Origin of the sequence: Leptospira dzoumogneensis (genome assembly GCF_004770895.1) — a bacterium.
In the GTDB taxonomy this organism is placed as follows: domain Bacteria; phylum Spirochaetota; class Leptospiria; order Leptospirales; family Leptospiraceae; genus Leptospira_B; species Leptospira_B dzoumogneensis.
This window is the reverse complement of record NZ_RQHS01000001.1, coordinates 1-22,076: the sequence shown is the minus strand read 5'-3', so window position 1 is coordinate 22,076 and position 22,076 is coordinate 1. Positions and strand designations below refer to the sequence as shown.

Genomic DNA, 22,076 nt, shown 5'->3' with positions numbered 1-22,076 from the left:
CTCTACGTGAGTCCATTCCTGTATCTCCAAACTTCTTCTTGACCAAAACCTCTGTATCAATTGCTATACTCGGAATCGATTTTTCGAGAGGAAAAGAATGAATTTAGTAAATAATATATCCAAGGCTTCCACAGCTGCATTTTGGCTTTTATGGTTGGGAGTATTGAGCGGAATCGTACAACTCGTAAATTTACATCCAAGTTTAGATGGGATCATTCTCACTCTAGGCTGGGTGATCTTAGGGATCCATATTTTAGAAGTTGGGATCTATTCCTTTCGCGCAGGAGACAGAGGCGGATTCAAGATCGCGGATGCAGCTCAGGTTTTTGTATTCGGTGTATTCCACCTAATCCCCGTAAGTTTTTCGGATAAAAAGTAAAATTTACAAAAAACCCCCGGGACCGGGGGTTTAGAATATTCTAAAATATTAAACTAGTTTAGGGAGCTTATTTACGATATCCGAGTATTCCGCAGCCATACCTTTTATAACGTCTCCCGCAGGAATAATGGAATCGATCTGAGCCACTCCGTGTCCTGCAGACCAAATATCTCTCCAACGTTTGAATTCCTGGTCTATATCGGTGCTTCCTTCATTATGGAAATTATCTCCCGCTTTTTCTACGGAACGTTTCAGCCAGTTCGCGGGGATCCCCGAAATTTTTTCTGTATAGATGATCTCTTCCGGTGCGGACTGAACGATCATCTCTTTATATTCTTGAGAAGCAGCAGCCTCTTTAGTAGCTATCAGTCTTGTTCCGATATAAACTGCATCCGCTCCTAAGGACATTGCAGCAGCCATTTGTGCTCCACCGCTGATCGCACCCGCTGCAAGAACAGGAAGACCTATCTCTTTTTTAAGATATGGGAATAAACTGAAAGGAGAAATATTTCCAGCATGTCCACCGGCACCTTGAGCAACCGCAACTAAAGCGTCCGCTCCGGACTTAGCGACTAGATTCGCATGTCTTAATGTAGTTACGTCACAGAAAACTTTTGTACCTACTGATTTCGCCTCGTTGATAATGGAACGAGGGCTTCCCAAACTGGTGATGATCAATTCTACTTTGAATTCTAAAAGTATTTCTAAATGTTTTGCCCAGTTAGGATTATGAGCCTTATGTAAAATTAAGTTCACGCCGATCGGTTTTTTGGTCCTGGATCGGATATCTTCCAAACCTCTTCTTAATTCTTCTACAGTTCTGTAGTTTTGAGAGGGGAATGTTCCAAGGCCTCCGGCTTCGGAAACTGCAACAACTAGATCAGGATATGAAACGAGAAACATGGGAGCCCCGATAATGGGCAGATCGATTCCAAGCATCTCCGTTACGGGAGTTTTTATTTTCATAAGAGGAAAGCTTTCATTCTAATCGGATTCCATCTATCTTTTTTTTCTGGCAGAAGAAAATCGGATATTGAAACTGGGGACTATGATCGTTACAGTCTCTTCTTACAAAATACTTCCGGAAAGGATCCAAGAATTTCAGGAAATCAGCAGTGAACTTTCCAAAGAATCTCTCAAAGAGAACGGTGTTCTTAGATTCGATCTACTACAAAACGATGGAGACGAAGGCAGATTTCTGATCATAGAAGCTTATGAAAGCGAATCCAAACGTAAGTCTCATCTGGAAACCCCTCATTTTGTGAATTGGAGAAGGACAGTGCCTGAAATGTTTTCCCAAGGAACTACCACTGTTTATTATAAACCCGTATCCCCAAAGCCTGAAGATTGGAAAAAATAATTAAAATATAAGCTTTGAGCAACAAGGTCGGTCTGTTTAAAGAAAGTTCATTTTTTCTAAACCGATTTCCGCTCTTTTAGGGACTTTATTTTTGGACACGGAGTCCAAAAATATTATGGTACTATTCACAAATACAAGCGCGGATTTTATTTCTTCTCTCGGGCATAACTCTCATCCCAAAGATCATCATGGACCGAATGAGGCGGAAATTTTAGACGCCTATTCCAAATCCGTGATACACGCGGTCGACTCTGTCGGCCCAAGCGTAGTTCATCTACAAGTCACAAACAAAAAAGGAGAAGGTGGAAGCGGTTCCGGATTTTTCCTCACACCTGACGGATTTATAGCAACCAATAGCCATGTGGTAGATGGCGCAGTTAAAATAAAGGCAAACCTTGCAGACGGTTCCAGTAAAGAAGCGGAACTTGTAGGAAACGACCCTCACACGGATGTTGCAGTCCTAAAAGTTCATGGAGGATTATTTCCTCATTCAACCTTCACGGACTCCAAAAAACTAAGAGTAGGACAATTGGTGGTGGCAATCGGAAATCCATACGGATTCGAGTCCACAGTCACAGCGGGAGTGGTAAGCGCACTCGGAAGAACATTAAGATCCCGTAATGGACGTCTGATAGACAATGTGATCCAAACGGACGCCGCCTTAAATCCTGGAAATTCAGGAGGACCATTAGTGGACTTCCAAGGAAGAATTGTAGGTATCAATACTGCGATCATTCTACCTGCCCAAGGGATCTGTTTTGCAGTGGCCTCAAATACTGCAGAATATGTGATCACTCGTCTAATCACGAACGGCGCAGTCAAAAGAGGATACCTAGGCATCGCAGGCCAAAACCAAAAAATACCAACATTCACCAAAACCCTGAACAAGATAGACTCTGGATCCGGGATCTTGGTCTTATCTTTAGAACCGGGCTCTCCTGCGGATCGCGCGGGGATCCGAAATGGGGATCTGATCATAAGCCTGGATGAGAAAGAGATCCACACGATCGATGATCTTCATAAGATCCTGGATGAAACTTCGATCGGTAAAAAATTGGGAATTCGTTTATTAAGAGACGGGTCCATCAGAAGTTTCTTCATCGAACCCGGGGAACTAAAGTAAGAGGCGCAGAGAAGAATAGAGCCGCAGCGTTTTTCGCACGCAGAGCCGCCGAGACGCAGAGGATAATTTCCAATTGATTGTCAAAAGAGATTTTTCGATTTCCTTTCTAAAAACTCTCTGCGACTTTGCGCCTCTGCGTGCCTAATCTCGGCGTCTCTTTTAACTCTGTGCCCCTCCCTAAACTCAGCGGCTCCTTACTGGATTTCAGGAACATCCATTAAAAGAAGTTCAGAATCTTCCAAAGCGTTTACTTTCAGAAGGTCCGTTCTTGGAAAACCCGCCCCATCCCGAGTGGAAAGTTCGGTCCCGTTAATATTCACTTTTCCTGATATTAGAAAAGCGTAAACTCCACCGTTCTTATTCCTGGACTCGTATTGCAGCTCCTTCCCCGCTTCTGCGTTCCCTAAAGAGAACCATGCGTTTTGGTTGATCCAAAGGCCTTCCGCGGATTCTTTAGGAGATACCACCACTTGGAATCGATTCTTTCTATCTTCCGGAAGGAATCTCCTTTGGTCGTATCTAGGTTGTGCACCTCTTTTATCAGGTATCACCCAAATCTGTAAGAAGTTCACAGGATCCATTTCGGAATGATTGTACTCCGAGTGAACGATCCCTGTTCCTGCAGACATTACCTGCACTTCTCCGGAGGTGATCACTCCAGAAGTTCCGATACTGTCTTTATGTTCCAAAGCACCTTTGATCGGTATAGAGATGATTTCCATATCTTGGTGAGGATGCGGATCGAAACCTCTGCCCGGGGCAACGATATCGTCGTTCAATACACGCAAAGAACCGAATCTGATCCTTTCCGGATTCATATAGCTTCCGAAAGAAAATGTATGATTCGATTTCAACCAACCGAAATCCACTCTTCCTCTCGTGTTTGCCTTATGAACTACCGCTTCCATTTTTATCTCCTTTCCCCTTTTCGGGGCTTATTAACTTTTAGACAGACCCTGTCTTAGATAGTTCAAATTTAAAGTATTTCGCGAAAATTTAAAACTGAGCTAGCTATAAATTAATTTCGAACCTTAATCGAAGCTTGGAGTCCCGGATACTACGATACAACGAAATAAAAAGATAGGAGGAAGATACAAACCTTTTGTATAAACTTCTCCGTATGCAAGTGATTGAGTTCCTGGTGGAGCCTTTTCGATCGCATGGTTGTATGCGCTTTGTAAGTCAGGAACATATCTCGCGAACATAAAAGGAAAAATTTGGACAACACAATCTTCTCCCTCTACTCTTTTAGGAGAGAAGACAGGTCTTTCTTTTGCAGGTATGATCCTTTCCACACGGTAGATCATTGTTTCAGCGCCGCTGCAGTATGAGAATAAAATTAAAAAAAGGAAGAAGGTCCCAAATCGTAAAACTTTCATTGAGAGATCTCCAAACCATAATAGAGCCGATAACATGTATCGAACATTCCTTGGTCATATTGGAAGATCTCCAGATCCCTGATATGAGTAGCAGTAGGATTTTTTTCAGGAATTCTTTTTAGGATATTACGGATATTCTCATTACATCCCTTTTCATTCTGTTTATATAAACTTTGCTCTACCTGAGGAGGAAGAGGTCTCATCCGGATGTTCTGGAAGAAGAAGATAGTCTTAGAATAACATCCGCTAAATACTACACAGAGTAGAAGAATATAGATCCGCTTTAGTTCCATGATCTTGAATACTAAACAATAACCTGCAAATTATGCAAGAGTTTATAATCCTAATTTTCCTTCGAATAATAAGACGACACATCCTATTGCAGATCCAACTAAAAAACCTAATAAACTTCCGTTGATGCGGATCTTCTCCAAAACTCTTCTGGTTTTCAGTTCTAAATTTTCCCTAAATTGTTTGGGCTCCAATAATTTCAGCCCTTTAGAGATTTGTTCTCCCACATATTCGGAAACGGACTCATTCGTTTTAGAACTTAAGAATTCCAAGAAGGAGCGGATCGGTCCGTATTCTCTCAAATTTTCCAGTCTGGAAATTTCTTCCTTATGAGCGAGAACTACTTCGCTGATGAGTCGATTCAATTGTTCTCTGCCGAAATCCGCCAAGGCACGGACGGCTTCTTCTCTTCTCTCGACAGGCAATTCGTTCCAGGAACCTATGTATAACTCCGCACATTCCGAAAATATGGAATATAATTCGAATAGTACTTCCTCTTCTTCCGATTCGAAATCTTTTCCTTCCTTCAGACCTTCTCCGAATTCTTTGATCCTTTTCTGCGGATCGATAAGCCAGATCAAAGGTTTTGCGAGAAATGAAAGTCCTTTTGTGATCCGTTGGACCCTTTCTCCGAAATCTTGATGATCCGAAACTTTCATCAAGGTTTCTCCCACTAAAAATCGAACAGTGGAAAGTATCTCCTTGCGGCTATTTAATTCATGTAAGATCTGTTTATCAGCGCCGGAGAATTTAAAATTAGAAACATATAATACTATATCTTCTTCTATTTTATCCCAGATCAGATTCAGGAATTCTCTGACTTCTTTTTCACCTTTTAGATGTGTATCCAAGAGTTCCCTGATCGCTTGGATATTTTCCGGTTCATCTAAAATCCCGTCCAGGTAGGATTTTAGTTTATGTTCGCTGATCAGATCGGAAGATACCCAGTGACCGATCTCTTCCGCGATCGTTTCACTTTCCGATTCTACCGCCTTGTAGGTTTTCCAAACTGCAAACCAATCACAGATTGCTCCGACCAATCCACCTTCTAAGCCATGTATAAAAATATTTCCCCAAATAAAGAGGCTCCATTTTTGCCAGAGCCCCAAAAGAAGAATACTTCCGAATAACACTAAAAGTGAATTCGAAACGAACTGAAGTTTAGAGTACGGTTTGTTGCCGTACGGAACGATCAACGGAAAAACCACCTTCCTTTCACAAAGGACGAGAATATGAAAAATGCAGGCAGAAGGAAAAGAATAATGGTTAAGAAGATCGAATTCCCTTTCGAAAATTTCAGATCAGAATTCTGTTTTTGAGAACAGACCAAAATTTCGTTCCTTTGGGTTTGGAATAGGATCCCTCCTTCCGCATCTTCCCAACTAGGAAAAAAAGATCTTCGAATAAGTTTACAATTATGATTTTCTAATGCAGATTGTTCCGGTTTTCCTAAGGAAGAAATTTCAGGACCTGCAAAAACTTCTTCATCCGAAAAAATACGAGGCAGTATCGGAAGTTCAGGTAATAATACAGGCTCTTTAGGTTTTTCTTTTACCGGGAAAAATCTTCCTAAAAATTCATTCCTATCCGAAAAAGACAGATCTCCGTATTTGGATTTGAATTCGTCCTTCCAAGCTATGTCTTCTTTAGGGACATTTAAAACCAACAGGCCTTGGAACCATTTGTTATAGTTTGGACCGACTGCCTCTATCTCTTTTCTGCCGATCCGAGCGAATACGATCCCGGCATCTAATCCTTCGTGCAGGATCGCTTCGTTCGTATTATATAAGAATCTTTTTGGACGAAGTGATTTTCCTCCGCTCAGTTCCTTATAATCCGCAACTCCCCAAGGTTTTTCCGTCAGAACGGCAATATCCGCCCCCGGATCTTTTACCTTGAATAGAAATAAGAAAGATTTATTCTCCAATTCTTTCTCGTAAGTTTCGGAAGGAGAATCATTTGTACGTAGTCCTTCTCTGTTTACCCAGCCCTTTAGTAATTCGAAACGAGCGGGATTCAATTTTAAAATTTTATAAAGTTTTTCAGTGGAGCCTATAATATAAGAAGTTCCGTTCGCCTGCAAAAATCGGTGTAAACCTATGCCTGCGTCTTCCAAAGAAAGTTCCTCTTCGTAACCTGGATTCTTTTTCCAAGCAGTCCAAGGAAGATAACGACTCAAATAAGGTTGAAGAGCAAGAGAAGTCAAAGATGCATCCGCTTCCATTCCGAGTAGATTTCGATGACCTGCCCTTCTGATCAATAGACCTAAAGTAAAAGGACTGTCTCCCCATTTTCTATGAGAATCTATTTCCGGAAAAATTTTAGAATCTTTAGGAAGTTCCGAAAGTGCGACTTCTACATCTTTCATCTCCATAGCGGAGAAGCTGTCTTTTAAGAATGTAGTATTCTCCTTCCATTCCAATTCGGGATGCCATAAGAAAAATCTTACTAATGCAAAAAATAGAAGTGCTGCTACTGAATATTGAGCGGCCAAAGAAGAAGTTTTGTTCTTTAATAAATGGACCGCAGTTTCCAGTCCGGAAAGAGTTAAGAATAATAAAGAAAGATCTAATGCTCTATACCAAGGAAATCCTAGACCAGGAAAAAACTTAGAAAGAGAAGTATCCACTCCGATCCAATAAAAGATCAAACTCGCAAAGAATACGAATCTGGATGCAGGAGGAAAAATTTTACGTTTTAGAATAGAACGAATTCCTAATAGGAACAAAGCAGGGAATACTACCTGTGTCCAATGCAGTCCTATGATAAAATTCCATAAGAAGGCAATCACCCCGCTTCCTTCCCAAATCGGTCTCAATGCTTCGGAACCTAAAATGGAGATTAGACCTGGAGTCGTATCCATCGGGAAAGTTTCCGCGCGGTAGGAAGAATATTTCAGAAAATTCCACCAAACAGGCGTGGCAACAAGAAGTGGAAGGAAGAATGCGATGGAGAATGCCCTTTTCCCAAGCTCTTCTCCTAAAAATAAAAAATAGATCAAAAGAGAGATCAGATAAAATAAAGAAGAAGGAAGATCGGAATAATAAACGCAAGCGCTAACCACCAGATATTTGGAAAGAGAGGATAATTTTCCGGTAGTCCTGTATTTTTCTAAATAATAAAAACCTAATAAACTCCATCCCAATCCGAAAAATCCGGTCACTGAACCGCTGAATAGTCCCACTAAGGAAAGTCCGAACGGCTCCTCTCCCGCACATAAGAAGAAGAATAAAAGCCCGGACATCGCGAGCATCACGGTGTTCGCCCTATGGTTAGTCTCACTTAGGAGCAAGAGGCTGAACTTAATAAACGCATACGTAAAAAGTAATATAGAAAGAAGCACTCCTATATTGAAGGAAAGAGAAAGTGAAGACCAGAAGAACACCGTCTTATGAAGGACAGCGACCATAAAATAGAAGAATGGGGGCTGGAAGTAAAATACCGGCATCCCTGAAAACCAGCGGCTATCATAGCCGAGTGATTGGCCGTTATCCAAAAATGAATCGTAAATTTCCGCCAAATGGGTTTGGGCATGAAGGCTCCAACCCGAAAGAGTGTCCTCGCTGAATAAGAATCTAAATTTGATAATAAGAACTAAGAATGAGGCGAGAAGTAATAATGGCCTTCGCCAAGCCGGAGCAAGTCTCCATTTTTTCTGAAAAAAAGGCATGCCGAGAGGGTAAGGAAAACCCCTGGAATTGACAAGCAAAAGAGGACTTTATACGGAAAGGATTCGCCCCGAGGGATCGGGGCAAAAAGAGGAATACTATTCCTCTTTTACATTCTCTTGAACGTACTTTCTAAATTCAGCTTCGCTCATCTTGTCCGCATACAATGGATACAGAGCCGTAATCAACTCTTCCAAGGTGGGGAATTTTGCCCCGTCGAGCTTGAATGCCATAGGGTCCTCTACAAGGTAACGATTTCGGGATCCACTCTTAAAAGTATGGACCCGTTCACCTTCTCTCTAACCATGATTTTCGGGGTCGAATACAATAAAACTAGAAAACGATCCAAGTTTTCCGAAAGAATAAATGTTTTAACGGCTTAGGAACGTTGGTCTTCTATTCCCAAGACTAGTATATCGTCCTTAGGTTCCGAACTTCCTAAAAATCTGAATAGATCTTCTTGGATGCCGCTTAATAATTCTTCTAAACTTTGAGAGTCTCCGGTTCGGACTGAAGCCAATACTCTTTCTATTCCGTAAAAATCTCCAGGCAGCCTGGAAGATTCGGTGAGTCCGTCCGTAAAACAAAGTATCCTAAAACCCGGAGTGAGTTGGATCTCCTTATCTTCGAAATTGAAATTTTCCAGAAGACCCACTAACGGATTTTCGCATTCGATTATATGCTCTTCATCTTTTGTTTGGACCAAAACCGGAGGAGATCCTGCTAAAGAAAGAGTCAGTTTTTTTCCATCGGGAGAAATTTCTAAAATGGATGCGGAGAAGAATGTGGACACATTTCCGTACTTGCCATGGAACTGAGAGCCGATCGCCGAGAGAAGTTTTCCCGGACTTTCTTCTTTTAATCTTAGATCCTCATAAACACTTCGGATCAGTATCGTAATGAGTGCCGCCTGTATCCCGTGACCTGTCGCATCCGCTAAAAAGATACGTATTTTGCCGCTTGGAAGTTCGGCTATATCGTAAAGATCTCCTCCTACTTCCGCCAAAGGTTTATGTAAAATCCCGAATTTGATCCGCCCTATCTTTTTTTCAGCGGCATCTTCCAGATTTAAGAGTCCCTTTTGGATCTCTCTTGCAACATTCAGATCATTTTGGATGAGACGGAGAGCATTTCTGAGCTGTTTGGTCCTTTCTTCTACCCTTCTTTCCAAATTTCTGGAAAGATCCAAAAGTCTGTCCAAACTTTCAGAACTTCTAATAGATAAGAATACAGATTGAGCTATTATAAATACGAACGCACCAATATTTGTAAAATATCCTGTATCCAAATAGAAAGTCGCGTATAAGATGTCATGGATCATTGCAGCATAGACGAATACGAAGCCGGCTAGGATAATGAGTGCACCTTTTCTTCTTCTTAAAGAAGCTTTAGTAAGTGAAAATAATCCGAGTGTTCCTGCAAGGAATGCGACCAGATAATAGATCGTAATTGTGAACGTGAATATTCTGACAGGGAATACTAAGACCACAATGCAGGCACCGATAGCGATCCACCATACTAGATCCACCAGGATCCTTTTTAATTCTCTTGGAAAAACGGAGAGTATATAACTTAAAAAAACAGGGATTGCAAGGTAGAATGTAACGTATTCTATTCTTACATAATGATGGTACTTTAGAAAATCAAGATATTCTGAAATGATCCTAGTTCCGGAAAATAGACCCCTTGTAGCCATGATAAGACAATAAGTCCCGAAATATAGGGAGGCTGCCTCTCCCCTTCTCACAACTGCATAGATCAGATTTAATAGGCCTATACAGAAAAGTCCTCCCGCTAGGAATAGATCCAAAAATCTTTCCGCATTCCAGGTTTTTTCCATACTGGAAGAAGTTCCGAATCGGATGGGCGCCCAAAATCCTCCCAGTCTATGGTCCCGATTTGCGATCTGCATATCGATCTTCAACTCTTCTCCGTCAGGAGTGAATTTCACGAGCTTATTACACCAAGCAGGTTTGACTTCGAAGATGGTTATATCGGAAGAAGAAGGAAATTCAACTTCTCCGCAGGAAGCTAATAGTTTGCCGTTCACATACAAGAAATAGGAAGAACTTTGCTCTTGTAAGATAAACGCAAGCTCTCCGTAATTTCGATTTAGTTTAAGTGCGAGTTCATAGGTCCCGTAACCTTCTCCCAGCCTGGATCCGTTCTTTCCGTTCCAAGAAGAAGGTACACTGACTATCTCGTAGGAGTTCTGGCTCTCTAATCCTGAACTTTTCCAATACAACCATCTGAATTTCCAAAGCCCGGAAAGTAGAATGGGCCCTTGTTCTTCCAGATCATAATTCTTTAACTCGAGTACTCCCTGAACGATAGAAGGATGTTCTATGTTTGTAAAAGATTCGGAACATCCGGAGAAGGAGAATGAAAGAAATACCGGAATTAAAATAGAGAAGGCCTTTTTCATTTTTAGGAAATCCGCTTTAAACCGAAGTCTGAGGGATAGAATCAAAAAAGCGTTCAAAATAGGAAAAAAATGTTCTAAAATATAAAACCCTTCTTGACAAAAAGAAGGCCAATCCGACTATAACAGATAAATATCCAATTTATTGGATAAAAATTCCGAGTTATCGTCGGAAGGGACGTAAAAGTGAACCTTATGAAAGTAAAATCTAATCATTCTGTACTGCGGTCAATTGCCAAAGGAATCGGTATTCTAGCATTAACCAGTATTTTTTCCTTATCCGCATATGCGGATGACACCCTATTAAACGTTTCTTTCGACCCAACCCGGGAACTTTATGAAGAAATTAACAAAAAGTTCGTAGAAGCTTGGAAGAAGAAGTCCGGCAAAAACCTAACCATCCAACAATCCCACGGTGGATCCGGAAAACAAGCTAGAGCCGTGATCGACGGATTAGAAGCGGATGTGGTAACTCTTGCACTCGCGTATGATATCGATAGTATCGTTACGAACAGCGGATCCGTTTCCAAAGATTGGGAGAAGGCATTTCCGAACCATTCTACTCCTTATTACTCTACCATCGTTTTTTTAGTGAGAAAAGGAAATCCTAAAGCGATCAAAGATTGGGATGATATCGTAAAACCGGGGATCGGAGTGATCACACCAAACCCTAAAACTTCCGGTGGAGCTCGTTGGAATTATTTAGCTGCTTGGGGATTCGCTAAGAAAAAATATAAAACGGAAGAAGCTGCTACTGAATTCGTAAAGAACCTTTATAAGAACACTTCCGTTCTGGATACAGGTGCAAGAGGATCCACTACTACTTTCGTTCAAAGAGGAATAGGTGATGTTCTCCTTGCTTGGGAAAATGAAGCGGAACTTGCTCTATCCGAATCCAGAAAAGCGAACGGTGGAACGGCTCAATTCGAAGTGGTTTATCCAAGTACAAGTATCCTTGCGGAAACTCCTGTAGCGCTCGTTGAAAAAGTGGCTGCTAAAAAAGGAACTACCGAAGTAGCGAAAGCTTACTTGGAATTTTTATACACTAAAGAAGGCCAGGAAATCGTCGCAAAACATTTCTTCCGCCCGAATGATGCGGCTATTCTAAAAGCGAATGTTGCTAAATTCCCTAAACTTCAATTATTCGATGTAAGAAGTATAGAAGGTTCCTGGGCAGCAGCTCATAAAAAACATTTCGCTGACGGCGGACTTTTCGACTCCATCTATGGCGAAGCAAAGAAGTAATTAGGAACTCCAACCGAACCATTTATTAAAGGGAGCCGCCTCAGGGCGGCTCTTGGTTTGACGAAATAGGGCGTTTCTCAAGAATCGACTAGAAAGGGTTTCCCGTTTGAAGCTAATTTTTCGTCCCTATTCTAAAACAAGCTTTGGTCTGTCCTTAGGACTTACAGTCTTCTACCTTAGTCTTCTAGTCATCATTCCATTATCCGCATTATTTTTTAAATCCGCTACCTTAGGCGTTTCAGGTCTCTGGGAAGTTTTTTCAGAGGATCGTATCCAGCAGGCCTTATATTTAAGCTTCGGGGCCGGTGGAGTTGCAGCCATCATCAATCTATTCGTTGGATTTTTATTCGCCTGGGTTTTGGTTCGTTATGATTTCCCTGGCAAAAAAATCTTAGATTCACTTGTGGATCTTCCATTCACTCTTCCCACTGCAGTCGCGGGGATCGCACTTACCACAATCTATGCTCCTAACGGTTTTATCGGAAAATATCTGACACCTTACGGGATCAAGATCGCATACACTCCGATCGGGATCGTTATCGCTTTAGTCTTTATCGGATTTCCTTTCGTTGTCAGAACGGTCCAGCCTATCTTAGAAGATCTTCCAAAAGAATTGGAAGAAAGCGCATATTGTTTAGGAGCTAGCAGATTCCAAACCTTTACAAGGGTAATCTTACCTGAATTGATACCTTCCCTACTTGCAGGAACCAGTATGGCGTTTGCAAGAGGGATCGGTGAATATGGATCGGTTGTTTTTATCTCAGGAAACCTTCCCGGTAAAACTGAAATTCTTCCGTTACTCATAGTTACCAAATTAGAGCAGTACGAATATGCAAAAGCGACCGGGATTGCAGTATTGATGTTAGTCCTTTCATTTACGATCATGTTCGGGATCAACTATCTGCAAAACAGAGCCTCTAGGAGACTTGGATGAAAGAAACAGAATCCGTTTGGATCCGCTTGGCTTTGATCTTTTCGGTCTTAGTTCTTGCATTCATCATTCTAATCCTGCCGATCACAGTAGTTTTTTTAGAAGCATTCGCACAAGGATGGGAAGCTTATCTACAAGGGTTACAGGACAGCGATACGATCTCTGCGATGTTAATGACATTGAAAGTAGCAGGTATCGCGGTTCCTTTGAACACTGCATTCGGACTAGTTGCCGCATTTCTATTGACCAGATTCGAATTTCCGGGCAAAAATATTCTGCTGACGATCATAGATTCTCCTTTTGCAGTCTCTCCTGTAATTTCCGGACTGATCTTCCTATTATTATTCGGAAAACAAGGATGGATGGGAGATATATTAGAAGAGTGGAATATTAAGATCGTATTCAATACTCCCGGTCTTGTGATCGCAACAGTATTCATCACACTTCCATTTGTCGCAAGAGAACTCATCCCTCTCATGCAAAGCCAGGGAAAAGAAGAAGAGGAAGCGGGTATTTTACTCGGAGCTTCTCTCTACCAAACATTCATCAAAATTATCATCCCTAATATCAAATGGGGACTCTTATACGGACTTATACTTTGTAATGCGAGAGCCATGGGAGAATTCGGAGCGGTTTCCGTATTATCCGGACATATCCGTGGAAAGACGAATACCCTTCCACTACAGATTGAAATGTTATACAATGAATACAACTCGGTCGGAGCATTTTCCGCCGCATCGGTGCTTGTATTTCTCTCTTTGTTGACCCTGCTTTTAAAAACGATCTTAGAAAAAAATCTTCATCGCAAAGAAGAAATAGAGATCCCGGAAACAACCGGTCTCGGAAAAGAAAATGTTCAGGTTTCCAAATCCTAGGAGAATAGAATGTCTATTGAAATTCGAAATGTAAGCAAACGATTCGGAAAATTCCAAGCCTTGGACCAAGTGGACCTAACAATCCCTGACGGAAATCTAGTAGCGTTACTAGGCCCTTCCGGAAGCGGTAAGACCACACTTCTTAGGATCATAGCAGGCCTAGATACTCCGGACGAAGGAGAAGTATTATTCAACGGAGAAAGATCCAAATCCAAAAGTTCAAAAGACAGAGGAGTAGGATTCGTATTCCAACATTATGCTCTTTTCCGTCACATGACGATTTTTGAAAATATCGCATTCGGTCTAAAAGTTCGTCCAAGGTCCACAAGACCTTCTAAAGAAGAGATCCAAGAGAAAGTATTCCAACTTTTGAAATTGGTACAGTTGGAAAATTTCCATGCAAGATTTCCTTTCGAATTATCCGGAGGACAAAGACAAAGGGTGGCCTTAGCAAGAGCATTAGCGATAGAACCTAAGTTTTTACTTTTGGACGAACCTTTCGGTGCCTTAGACGCGAAAGTAAGGAAAGAATTACGCACCTGGCTCAGAAGACTTCACGACGAGATCCATATCACAAGCGTATTCGTAACCCATGACCAGGAAGAAGCGTTAGAAGTCAGCGACTCGATCGTAATATTAAGATCCGGTAAAATAGAACAGATCGGCACTCCTGACGAAGTGTACAATAAGCCTAAAACACCTTTCGTTTTCCACTTTTTAGGAGATGTAAACCTTTTCCACGGAAGGATCCATGAAGGGACCGCAAAGATTGGCGATATAGATGTAGCGACTCCGGAACATTCGGACGTGGTGGATAAAAAAGGAGTTGCATACGTTAGACCTTATGATGTGGAAATTTCCAGAACTTCTACCCAAGGAATTCCTGCAGAGATCCAATACATCCATTCTACTGGCAGAAATGTAAGAATAGAATTAAAACGTTTAGATTCAGGGACTTTAATCGAGTCCTTATTAGACCAATCCAGTTTTAAAGAATTAAACTTACTTCCTGGTGAAACGGTTTATCTCAGGATCAAAAAAGCCAAAGTATATGTGGAATATATGGAAGATTTTTCGATCTAGTCGGAAAGAATTAGAAAAGAATAATAAGGAAAATCCCCGCTTATCACGGGGATTTTTCGGTTTAATAGATCTTATTTGGAAAGGATTTCAGTACCTGTTCCATTTCCCCAAGTACCTTCCAATCTACTTCCCCCACTTTTAACCGTGTAGATCACCGGATAAGTATCACCCCAATCCACCGTTAAAGTGTTCCCGCTCAATGAGCCTGTTCCGGAGAAACTATTTCCCACGGACCATTGGAAATTATAAGACCCATCCTCGTTTAAAGTGACTGTAACACTTCCTCTATATTTACTTCCGTCTGGATTTGTACCTGTCACTTTATACGTTCCATAAACGTTCAAAGACTGAGCGTTCAAGTAAGAGAAGGAAACGGTTAAAGCGATCACGGTAAATAAAGCTATAATTTTAGCTTTAGGACTTCTAAACATGAATACCTCCGGTGAGGGCAAAATGAAAACATAGATCCGGATCTAATCAAGATTTTTATGCGAGTTTAGAAAACATTTATTTCCAACTGGAATCTCTCTAAATGCAGGAATCATAACCCCTCAAGATCCATTTTCTGGATTCTTCAGGGTCTATTACTGCGTCTATTTCCAAATAGGAAGCCATATTGATCGCCTTGCCTCTTTCATACGCCTCGGAAACCAAACGTTCGAACAAAATTTGTCTCTCTTTCCAATCTTTTATTTCTGCGAGTTCCTTTTGGTATCCAGTTCTAATTTCTCCTTCTATACCCATTGCACCGAATTCTCCGGTTGGCCAGGAGATTGTGAATACTGGAGAATGAAAACTACCTGCAGCCATAGCCATCGCTCCCAAACCATATCCTTTTCTGAGAACGATAGTAAATACGGGAACCTGTAAAGAAGCGCCTGCTTCGAAAAGTTTTGCCGCTTTACGGACTAAACCTTTCTTTTCCGCTTCCGGTCCCACCATAAAACCGGGTGTATCACAAAGAAATAATATAGGAAGTTTATTCAGATCGCAGAATTCAGCGAACTCGGAAGCCTTCTCCGCTCCTTCCGCATCGATTGCCCCGCCTAAATGAGTCGGATTATTCGCGATAAGTCCGAGCGGTCTTCCCTCTATTCGAATGAGAGAAGTTACGATCCCTTTTGCAAAATCCTTTTTAAATTCCAGAACGGAATCGGTATCCGACAGAGAAGAGATCACGGAACGAATATCATACGATCTCAAACGGTTTTCCGGAATTAGGGTCCGGAGGATTTTTTGATCCTTATATTCGAATTTTCTGATATTTCCCTGAAAATAGGAAATGGCCTTTTTTGCGATAAATACGGCCTCTTCTTCATTTTTTACTAATATATCGATTACTCCGTTTTTTGTTTGTATCTCCGCAGGACCGATTTCTTCTGCGGAGAAGTTACCAAGGCCTCCACCTTTGACCATCACAGGGCCGCCCATTCCTATATTAGAATCTTCTGTTGCGATCCTAATATCGCTTGCACCGAATAATGCTGCATTTCCCGCAAAACATCTGCCTGCAGCAATTGCGATCCTAAGACTTTTTCCTTTTAGGCCGGCGTATTTTCGAAAAGTATGCAGATCCAAACCTGCAACTGCAGGCACATCCACTTCTCCTGGACGCCCTCCTCCTCCTTCCGTAAAAAACACAATGGGAAGTTTCTGGCTTTCTACCATTTCCAAAAACCGGTCCGTCTTTTTATGACCTATTGCTCCTTGGGTTCCCATAAAAACCGTATAATCATAAGCTAATACAGAAACTCTTGATACGTGAGGCGCAAATAGTTCGGCATTCACTGTACCAAGACCGGCGATGAGCCCGTCTGCAGGACTCAGTTTGATCAATTCTTCCAGAGACCTTCTTCTTCTCTGGGCTGCAATCGCCATACTTCCGTATTCTACAAAACTTCCCGGATCGCAAAGATCCGCCACATTCTCCCTTGCAGTCCTTTGTCCTCTTTTATGGCGTTTGGAAACGGCCTGTGGCCTGGAAATATCTTCATTCAAAAGTAAACGATCTAAAACTTCTTTCAGGTCCGGACGAATTCGATCCGGATCGATTTCTTCCGAATGATGAAAAGAAGAATGTTCCAAATCTTCCGGTCGGATCCAAATGACTGCTTCTCCTTCCGAGATAATTTTTCCGGGCTCTATCAAAACTTTTTCTATAATTCCGGTAGTCTCGGAATGTAAAAGATGTTCCATCTTCATGGAAGAAAGTAGAGCGACCTTTTCTCCTTTCCGAATTGTTTCCCCTTCTCTCGAATATATTTCCACAAGACTTCCGGTCATGGGCGAATGAAAAGAGATCAGTCCTTCCGGAATATCTTCTTTTATTTTATGATTTTCTAAACTATCTTGCGTTCCCTGATCGAAATTATATTTTTTATGTTCCGTAGAAGATAGAAGCTCGGGAATATTCTCTTCTATGAACTTTGTCCAAATAGAATATGTTCCCAGTTCTTTCCTTTTGAATACGTTCAGAAGAAGAGCAAGATTCGTTTTAATACCTTCTATCCTGAATTCGGATAATGCACGGTAAGCGGAATGAATGAGTTTAGAAAATTCGGAATGTTTAGAATGAACGATTAATTTTGCGAGTAAAGAATCAAAATTAGGGCCGACCTCATAACCCGAATATGCGGAACTGTCCACTCTGATCCCTGGACCGGAACTTGGCTCGAATACTTTTATTTTTCCGGAAGAAGGAATGATCTCTCCTTTTTGGTCCCAGGTTTCGGAGTTAATTCTGATCTGGATCGCATAACCTTTTGGGAATTCTATATTTTTCTGATCCAATCCGATCTCTTGGAACGATTTTCCGGAAGCGATCTCCAACTGGGCTTCCACTAGATCTACTCCAGTAATCTCTTCGGTAATCGTATGTTCTACCTGCAGTCTTGGATTGGATTCTATAAAATAGATCTCCAAATCAGGGCTGATCAAATATTCGAAAGTGCCTAAACTTCTATAAGAAAGATGAGAAGCAATTTTCAAAGAATAAGAGATTATTTTTTCCCGGATTTTTGGATCTAAAAAAGGAGCAGGCGCAATCTCGAGTAACTTTTGATTTTTTCTTTGTAGAGAACAATCCCTGTCCCAAAAATGCAAGACCTTACCGGAACCGTCTCCCAAAACCTGGACCTCTACATGTCTTGCGATCGGTAGATATTTTTCGGCGTATAAATTAGGATTTCCGAATGAATGTAATGCTTCTTCCGAGCAAGTTTTGAACTTTGTTCCTAATTCTTCTATATTGTTTATGATCCGGATCCCTCTTCCACCTCCTCCAGCGATCGCTTTTAAAAGAAATATTCCGTTTTTGGAATAGAACTCTTTTGCTTCTTTTAGATCGATTACCTTGCGAAATCCCGGCAAGGTAGGAACTCCTAAGGATTCCGCGAGCAGGACCGCCTTTAATTTATCTCCTAAGATCTCTAAGGTCTTAGGATCAGGGCCTATAAAATTGATCTTAGAATCCTCGCATCTTTTTGCGAAGTCAGTATTCTCACTTAAAAATCCATAACCTGGATGGATAGAATCACAACCTTCTCTGAGTGCGATAGAAAGTATCTCTTCCTGATCCAAATAAACTTTTGCTCCTCTTCCTTTGAGAGGAACTGATATATCAGTCGCCAATCTATGCCTGGAATTGGAATCATCTTCGGAATATATGGAGATGGTAGGAACTCCCAACGCTGAGGCAGCTCTTGCAATTCGGATGGAAACTTCTCCCCGATTTGCGATTAATAATTTGGATAATTTCATAAGTTGGAGGAAGTTTTGTGAGAAAAGTCTCCAAGTCGATCCAGTTTCCAAGCCATCTACAAATTTTAAACGAATGTACAATTAACTGCACATTCGCATAAATCATTATCCATAATAGCGATTTTTATTCCAATATATTAGATATACAAATCGAAACCGGAAGACCGTTTTATTGATATGGTTTTTAGGGAGAATCAATATGTCCGCTACTAGTCTTGTTAGAACTTCAGGGAAAAAGAAGGCACTGGTCAAAAAAGTTGCAGAAAAAAAGAAAATTAGGCCTTCCAAAACTTCGGAAGAAATTTCCAAAAATCTGATCAAAGGTCTGAATCTTCCTATCGTTTATTCTCCTTCTTCTCCGGAAAAAGCGGACCTAAAATATCTAACCGATTGGATCAAAAAGAACCATAAGGAAGTACAAAGAGATCTGTTGATCTATGGCGCGATTCTATTCAGAGGTTTTAATATAGGTTCTTCCGAAAATTTCGAGAAGGTTGCTTTGGGTTTGGATCACAATCTTTCGGAAGCATATTTGGGAACTTCTCCCAGAGATAAAAAGACAAAGTTTGTTCATACTGCGAGTGAACTTCCATCCGCTTATCCGATCATGCAGCATGCAGAGATGAGCTTCTTAAATAAACCTCCTAAAAAACTTTTCTTTTATGCAAAACTTGCTCCTTCCAAAAACGGAGAAACTCCTATCACGGATCTAAGAACCGTTTTGAGAGAAATGCCTTCTCATATCTCGGACAAAGTGGAAAAGCAAGGGATCAGATACATTCGTCATTATGACGGTCCGGGAGCTTCCCGTTATAGTCTTTGGAAAACGAAACCTTGGAGCGAAATGTTCAAAACGGCGGATAAAAAAGAAGCGGAGAAGGAGATAAAAAAACAGGATTTCGAACATGAATGGCTGCCCGGAAATAAATTAAGATTAATTAATTCTCAAGTAGGGGTCAGAAAACATCCGATCTCAGGATCAAAAGCCTGGCATAATCACAGTCAAACGTTTCATATAGATTCTCCGAGATTAGAATACGAATATGTTTTCAAAAGACAAAAAACCTTTAGAGGATTCGGAGTTTATCTGATCTTAAACTTACTGACTGCCATCAAAAAAGGATTCAGCAAATCTGAGGATCTGGATGTTCACGCTACCTACGGGGATGGATCAGAAATTTCTAATAAAGATATCAAAACGATCATAGGTGTATTCTGGAAGAATATCCAAATTTTCTCCTGGCAGAAGGATGATATTCTTTATATAGACAACTATTCGGTTTCTCACGGAAGGCTTCCGTTTGTGGGCCCAAGAGAGATCCAAGTCGCTTGGACGGAATAGGAAATCGAAAGTTAAAGCCTCATTACGTCCATAAGGCATTCCGCATGTTTGTTTTTGATAAAACTACTTTCGGATACAAAACTTAAAAAAGTTCTTAAAGAAGGGTTTTGATTTTCCGGAACATAAAAAACGGAAACGGGCAAATACAATTGTTTGATCGGAACAAATTTAGTATCTGCAGGCGCAAAATTCTGTGCGCCTAAAATCGTTAAAGAAACTCCTTTTCCTGTGGCAACCAAGATCGGACAACTTTCTCTTTCATTCTTTATATATACTTTTGGTTTGATCCCGCTTTGTTTAAAAAGTTGGGAGATGGTATCGTAAAAACTTCCCGAATCTTTTTTAGGATGCAAGATGACTGTCTCTTCTTTTAATTCCTTAAATTCTATCTCTTCTCTTTTAGCAAGAGGATGTTTTTTAGGAACAAGCACGCCGAGGACCTCGTCATGAACCGGGTGTTTTTCTAAACGAGGATCGGAGACTTCTCCTTCTAAAAAACAAATATCGAATTGAGCAGATTTTAGACCTTTGATGATCCTGTTCCTAGTTTCCTGTTGAAGCTGTAGTTTGATCCTGGGAAAACGATCCTGGAACTCATTAATGATCTGGGGCAGACTCGCCATAAATGTAGTCGTAGAAAAACCGATACTGAGCCCTCCTGCTTTGAGTTTACCGATAGAACGGACTTCTTTTTCTATTTTTTCCGCTTTTGCAATGATCTCTCTGCCTTCTTTCAGTAGATGAACTCCCGCTCCGGTAAGTTTTACATGCCTTGTAGATCTTTCGAATAATTTGGTGGAAAGTTCCTCTTCGAAAGAGGAAATCAATCTAGTCAAAGGAGGCTGGGACATTCCCAAAATTTCAGCGCTCTTCCTAAAATTCAATTCCTCGGCAACGACTATAAAAGATCTTAATTTAGATAAATCCATGTATTATTGATACCTAATAAGTATCAATAAATCAACTAAATTCGGAATAAAACCAAAAAATCCCGAATTTTCACCAAATGTATTTACAGTTTTCAGGATGGTAAAATTTAAATAATTAATATCATCTAAAGATCCTGAGGGAGGAAAAAATGAAATTCGATCATGAAGTATTAATTATAGGCGGAGGTCCTGCAGGACTCAGCGCAGCCTTGGCTTTGGGAAGAATGAGCAGGACCGCTCTAGTCTGCGATGATAGTCGTCCTAGGAATGCAGCTTCTTCTCATTTAAATAATTTTCCGACCAGAGACGGGATCCATCCTGCAGAATGGAGAAAATTAGTAAGAAAAGATTTAGAAAAATATAATACGATCGGCTTTTTCGAAGGAAGTGTCCTCTCTGTAGAAAGATCAGGATCGGGTTTTGCGGCCAAATTATCCTCGGATAAACTACTTCATTTCAAAAAAGTCATTCTTGCATACGGGGTAGAAGACAAATATCTATCGGTTCCCGGGTATAAAGAGCTTTGGGGAAAATCGATCTTCCATTGTCCCTATTGCCATGGATTCGAAGTTAGAGGTTCCAAGCTGGGTCTGATCGGGAACGGAGATACTTTATTCTATATGCTTCCTCTTATATACGATCTTGCATCCGACTTGGTTATTTTTACGAATGGAAAAGCGGAATTCAAGGAACAGCAGAGGACCTTATTGGAGAGAAAGAAGATCCGTTTCGTAGAAGATAAGATCACAGGTTTTGTGTATGAAGGAGAAAAACTCCAAGCTATTACTTTTGAAAACGGTGAAAATATAGAGAGAGACGGTCTTTATGCACTTCCAACTTTCCCTTTTAACTTAAAATCCACAATCGGAGAAAAACTTGGCTGCGAAAAGGATCAGTTCGGCTTCTATAAAGTTGGAGAAAGAGGAAAGACGAGTGTAGATGGAGTTTATGCCTGCGGAGACAACTCGAATGGTGCACATTCCGTTTTACTAGCCGCGGCTTCCGGAGGAATGGCAGGAGCAGGTATAGTTCATGAGTTATTAAGCGAGAAATTATTGGAGTAGTTTTGTAGGAATTCCAACATGAGATATAGGTGGAAATTGGAGTTGCAAGATAGGGAATTTTAGTGTATGGGGGGAAAGGCTTCTCCCACAAGCCCGCCTCCTCCACCCGAACCTTGAAAAACCTGGGACATAGGTAACAGTTTAAACCGGAGACATGGGTTACACTTTTAATATCCTAGATACCTTTTTCTTACGTTCATTGAATATTCCTATTTTAACGAAGCTA

The 22,076-nt window shown here is 41.0% G+C and carries 20 protein-coding genes; 9 read left to right on the top strand and 11 right to left on the bottom strand.

The annotated features are described in order from the left end of the window. The first annotated feature begins 97 nt into the window (after window positions 1-97). Complete coding sequence (locus EHR06_RS00100) at window positions 98-379, top strand: hypothetical protein (protein WP_135755155.1); 282 nt, start codon at window positions 98-100, stop codon at window positions 377-379. Between the two features lie 48 nt (window positions 380-427). On the opposite strand, the gene EHR06_RS00095 is transcribed toward EHR06_RS00100, so the two are convergent. Further along, window positions 428-1,345 carry an NAD(P)H-dependent flavin oxidoreductase gene (locus tag EHR06_RS00095; protein ID WP_135755154.1) on the bottom strand — a complete coding sequence of 306 codons (918 nt, stop codon included), beginning with the start codon at window positions 1,343-1,345 and terminating at the stop codon, window positions 428-430. Between the two features lie 82 nt (window positions 1,346-1,427). On the opposite strand from EHR06_RS00095, the gene EHR06_RS00090 reads away from it, so the two are divergent. Both EHR06_RS00090 and EHR06_RS00085 read left to right on the top strand, forming a co-directional pair. Next, window positions 1,428-1,739 carry a putative quinol monooxygenase gene (locus EHR06_RS00090; protein WP_008597036.1) on the top strand — a complete coding sequence of 104 codons (312 nt, stop codon included), beginning with the start codon at window positions 1,428-1,430 and terminating at the stop codon, window positions 1,737-1,739. A gap of 115 nt (window positions 1,740-1,854) precedes the next feature. Continuing rightward, window positions 1,855-2,862, top strand: coding sequence for a S1C family serine protease (locus EHR06_RS00085; RefSeq protein ID WP_135755153.1), 1,008 nt, complete (start codon window positions 1,855-1,857; stop codon window positions 2,860-2,862). A gap of 194 nt (window positions 2,863-3,056) precedes the next feature. Here the strand turns inward: EHR06_RS00085 and EHR06_RS00080 are convergent, their stop codons facing one another. From EHR06_RS00080 to EHR06_RS00050, 7 genes are all read right to left on the bottom strand, one after another. Then, complete coding sequence (locus tag EHR06_RS00080; RefSeq protein WP_135755152.1) at window positions 3,057-3,770, bottom strand: pirin family protein; 714 nt, start codon at window positions 3,768-3,770, stop codon at window positions 3,057-3,059. A 123-nt stretch (window positions 3,771-3,893) separates the two neighbouring features. Further along, window positions 3,894-4,241: a hypothetical protein gene (locus EHR06_RS00075; protein WP_135755151.1), complete on the bottom strand. Its 348-nt coding sequence runs from the start codon at window positions 4,239-4,241 to the stop codon at window positions 3,894-3,896. Continuing rightward, window positions 4,238-4,534, bottom strand: a complete 297-nt coding sequence (locus EHR06_RS00070) for a hypothetical protein (protein WP_135755150.1) — start codon at window positions 4,532-4,534, stop codon at window positions 4,238-4,240. Before EHR06_RS00070 ends, EHR06_RS00075 begins: the two co-directional genes overlap by 4 nt. Window positions 4,535-4,576: 42 nt before the next feature. After that, a complete protein-coding gene (locus EHR06_RS00065) occupies window positions 4,577-5,725 on the bottom strand; it encodes a DUF445 family protein (RefSeq protein WP_135755294.1) in 1,149 nt (382 codons plus the stop codon). Continuing rightward, complete coding sequence (locus EHR06_RS00060; RefSeq protein ID WP_135755149.1) at window positions 5,725-8,202, bottom strand: hypothetical protein; 2,478 nt, start codon at window positions 8,200-8,202, stop codon at window positions 5,725-5,727. Before EHR06_RS00060 ends, EHR06_RS00065 begins: the two co-directional genes overlap by 1 nt. A 96-nt stretch (window positions 8,203-8,298) precedes the next feature. After that, window positions 8,299-8,433 carry a hypothetical protein gene (locus tag EHR06_RS19330; RefSeq protein ID WP_008589440.1) on the bottom strand — a complete coding sequence of 45 codons (135 nt, stop codon included), beginning with the start codon at window positions 8,431-8,433 and terminating at the stop codon, window positions 8,299-8,301. 146 nt (window positions 8,434-8,579) lie between these two features. After that, entirely contained in the window at window positions 8,580-10,625 is a 2,046-nt protein-coding gene (locus tag EHR06_RS00050) for a PP2C family protein-serine/threonine phosphatase (protein WP_244288444.1), read from the bottom strand. Window positions 10,626-10,817: 192 nt separating this feature from the next. On the opposite strand from EHR06_RS00050, the gene EHR06_RS00045 reads away from it, so the two are divergent. The 4 genes from EHR06_RS00045 (at window position 10,818) to EHR06_RS00030 (ending at window position 14,756) form a co-directional block, all read left to right on the top strand. After that, the gene (locus tag EHR06_RS00045; RefSeq protein WP_135755147.1) at window positions 10,818-11,867 is read left to right on the top strand and encodes a sulfate ABC transporter substrate-binding protein; all 1,050 of its coding nucleotides are present in this window, start codon (window positions 10,818-10,820) and stop codon (window positions 11,865-11,867) included. A 106-nt stretch (window positions 11,868-11,973) separates the two neighbouring features. Continuing rightward, entirely contained in the window at window positions 11,974-12,801 is an 828-nt protein-coding gene (cysT, locus tag EHR06_RS00040) for a sulfate ABC transporter permease subunit CysT (RefSeq protein ID WP_135755146.1), read from the top strand. After that, window positions 12,798-13,673 carry a sulfate ABC transporter permease subunit CysW gene (gene cysW, locus EHR06_RS00035; RefSeq protein ID WP_135755145.1) on the top strand — a complete coding sequence of 292 codons (876 nt, stop codon included), beginning with the start codon at window positions 12,798-12,800 and terminating at the stop codon, window positions 13,671-13,673. Before cysT ends, cysW begins: the two co-directional genes overlap by 4 nt. A gap of 9 nt (window positions 13,674-13,682) precedes the next feature. Then, window positions 13,683-14,756 carry a sulfate/molybdate ABC transporter ATP-binding protein gene (locus EHR06_RS00030; RefSeq protein WP_135755144.1) on the top strand — a complete coding sequence of 358 codons (1,074 nt, stop codon included), beginning with the start codon at window positions 13,683-13,685 and terminating at the stop codon, window positions 14,754-14,756. 71 nt (window positions 14,757-14,827) lie between these two features. Here the strand turns inward: EHR06_RS00030 and lfb1 are convergent, their stop codons facing one another. Both lfb1 and EHR06_RS00020 read right to left on the bottom strand, forming a co-directional pair. After that, window positions 14,828-15,187, bottom strand: coding sequence for an LIC10280 family protein (lfb1, locus tag EHR06_RS00025; RefSeq protein WP_135755143.1), 360 nt, complete (start codon window positions 15,185-15,187; stop codon window positions 14,828-14,830). A 97-nt stretch (window positions 15,188-15,284) separates the two neighbouring features. Further along, window positions 15,285-18,515, bottom strand: coding sequence for an acetyl-CoA carboxylase family protein (locus tag EHR06_RS00020; protein WP_135755142.1), 3,231 nt, complete (start codon window positions 18,513-18,515; stop codon window positions 15,285-15,287). Between the two features lie 199 nt (window positions 18,516-18,714). Here EHR06_RS00020 and EHR06_RS00015 point away from each other — a divergent pair, with 199 nt between their 5' ends. Beyond that, window positions 18,715-19,857, top strand: coding sequence for a TauD/TfdA family dioxygenase (locus tag EHR06_RS00015; protein ID WP_135755141.1), 1,143 nt, complete (start codon window positions 18,715-18,717; stop codon window positions 19,855-19,857). 11 nt (window positions 19,858-19,868) lie between these two features. Here EHR06_RS00015 and EHR06_RS00010 read toward each other — a convergent pair whose 3' ends face one another. Next, window positions 19,869-20,786, bottom strand: coding sequence for a LysR family transcriptional regulator (locus tag EHR06_RS00010; RefSeq protein ID WP_135755140.1), 918 nt, complete (start codon window positions 20,784-20,786; stop codon window positions 19,869-19,871). 149 nt (window positions 20,787-20,935) lie between these two features. Between EHR06_RS00010 and EHR06_RS00005 the strand changes: the two genes are divergently transcribed. Beyond that, complete coding sequence (locus EHR06_RS00005; RefSeq protein WP_135755139.1) at window positions 20,936-21,850, top strand: NAD(P)/FAD-dependent oxidoreductase; 915 nt, start codon at window positions 20,936-20,938, stop codon at window positions 21,848-21,850. The last annotated feature ends 226 nt before the right edge of the window (window positions 21,851-22,076 follow it).

What these genes read in the sequence shown, in the direction of transcription:
- EHR06_RS00100 (WP_135755155.1), top strand. Translation starts at nt 98, where the DNA reads ATGAATTTAGTAAATAATATATCCAAGGCTTCCACAGCTGCATTTTGG.
- EHR06_RS00095 (WP_135755154.1), bottom strand. Translation starts at nt 1,345, where the DNA reads ATGAAAATAAAAACTCCCGTAACGGAGATGCTTGGAATCGATCTGCCC.
- EHR06_RS00090 (WP_008597036.1), top strand. Translation starts at nt 1,428, where the DNA reads ATGATCGTTACAGTCTCTTCTTACAAAATACTTCCGGAAAGGATCCAA.
- EHR06_RS00085 (WP_135755153.1), top strand. Translation starts at nt 1,855, where the DNA reads ATGGTACTATTCACAAATACAAGCGCGGATTTTATTTCTTCTCTCGGG.
- EHR06_RS00080 (WP_135755152.1), bottom strand. Translation starts at nt 3,770, where the DNA reads ATGGAAGCGGTAGTTCATAAGGCAAACACGAGAGGAAGAGTGGATTTC.
- EHR06_RS00075 (WP_135755151.1), bottom strand. Translation starts at nt 4,241, where the DNA reads ATGAAAGTTTTACGATTTGGGACCTTCTTCCTTTTTTTAATTTTATTC.
- EHR06_RS00070 (WP_135755150.1), bottom strand. Translation starts at nt 4,534, where the DNA reads ATGGAACTAAAGCGGATCTATATTCTTCTACTCTGTGTAGTATTTAGC.
- EHR06_RS00060 (WP_135755149.1), bottom strand. Translation starts at nt 8,202, where the DNA reads ATGCCTTTTTTTCAGAAAAAATGGAGACTTGCTCCGGCTTGGCGAAGG.
- EHR06_RS19330 (WP_008589440.1), bottom strand. Translation starts at nt 8,433, where the DNA reads ATGGCATTCAAGCTCGACGGGGCAAAATTCCCCACCTTGGAAGAGTTG.
- EHR06_RS00050 (WP_244288444.1), bottom strand. Translation starts at nt 10,625, where the DNA reads ATGAAAAAGGCCTTCTCTATTTTAATTCCGGTATTTCTTTCATTCTCC.
- EHR06_RS00045 (WP_135755147.1), top strand. Translation starts at nt 10,818, where the DNA reads ATGAAAGTAAAATCTAATCATTCTGTACTGCGGTCAATTGCCAAAGGA.
- cysW (WP_135755145.1), top strand. Translation starts at nt 12,798, where the DNA reads ATGAAAGAAACAGAATCCGTTTGGATCCGCTTGGCTTTGATCTTTTCG.
- EHR06_RS00030 (WP_135755144.1), top strand. Translation starts at nt 13,683, where the DNA reads ATGTCTATTGAAATTCGAAATGTAAGCAAACGATTCGGAAAATTCCAA.
- lfb1 (WP_135755143.1), bottom strand. Translation starts at nt 15,187, where the DNA reads ATGTTTAGAAGTCCTAAAGCTAAAATTATAGCTTTATTTACCGTGATC.
- EHR06_RS00020 (WP_135755142.1), bottom strand. Translation starts at nt 18,515, where the DNA reads ATGAAATTATCCAAATTATTAATCGCAAATCGGGGAGAAGTTTCCATC.
- EHR06_RS00015 (WP_135755141.1), top strand. Translation starts at nt 18,715, where the DNA reads ATGTCCGCTACTAGTCTTGTTAGAACTTCAGGGAAAAAGAAGGCACTG.
- EHR06_RS00010 (WP_135755140.1), bottom strand. Translation starts at nt 20,786, where the DNA reads ATGGATTTATCTAAATTAAGATCTTTTATAGTCGTTGCCGAGGAATTG.
- EHR06_RS00005 (WP_135755139.1), top strand. Translation starts at nt 20,936, where the DNA reads ATGAAATTCGATCATGAAGTATTAATTATAGGCGGAGGTCCTGCAGGA.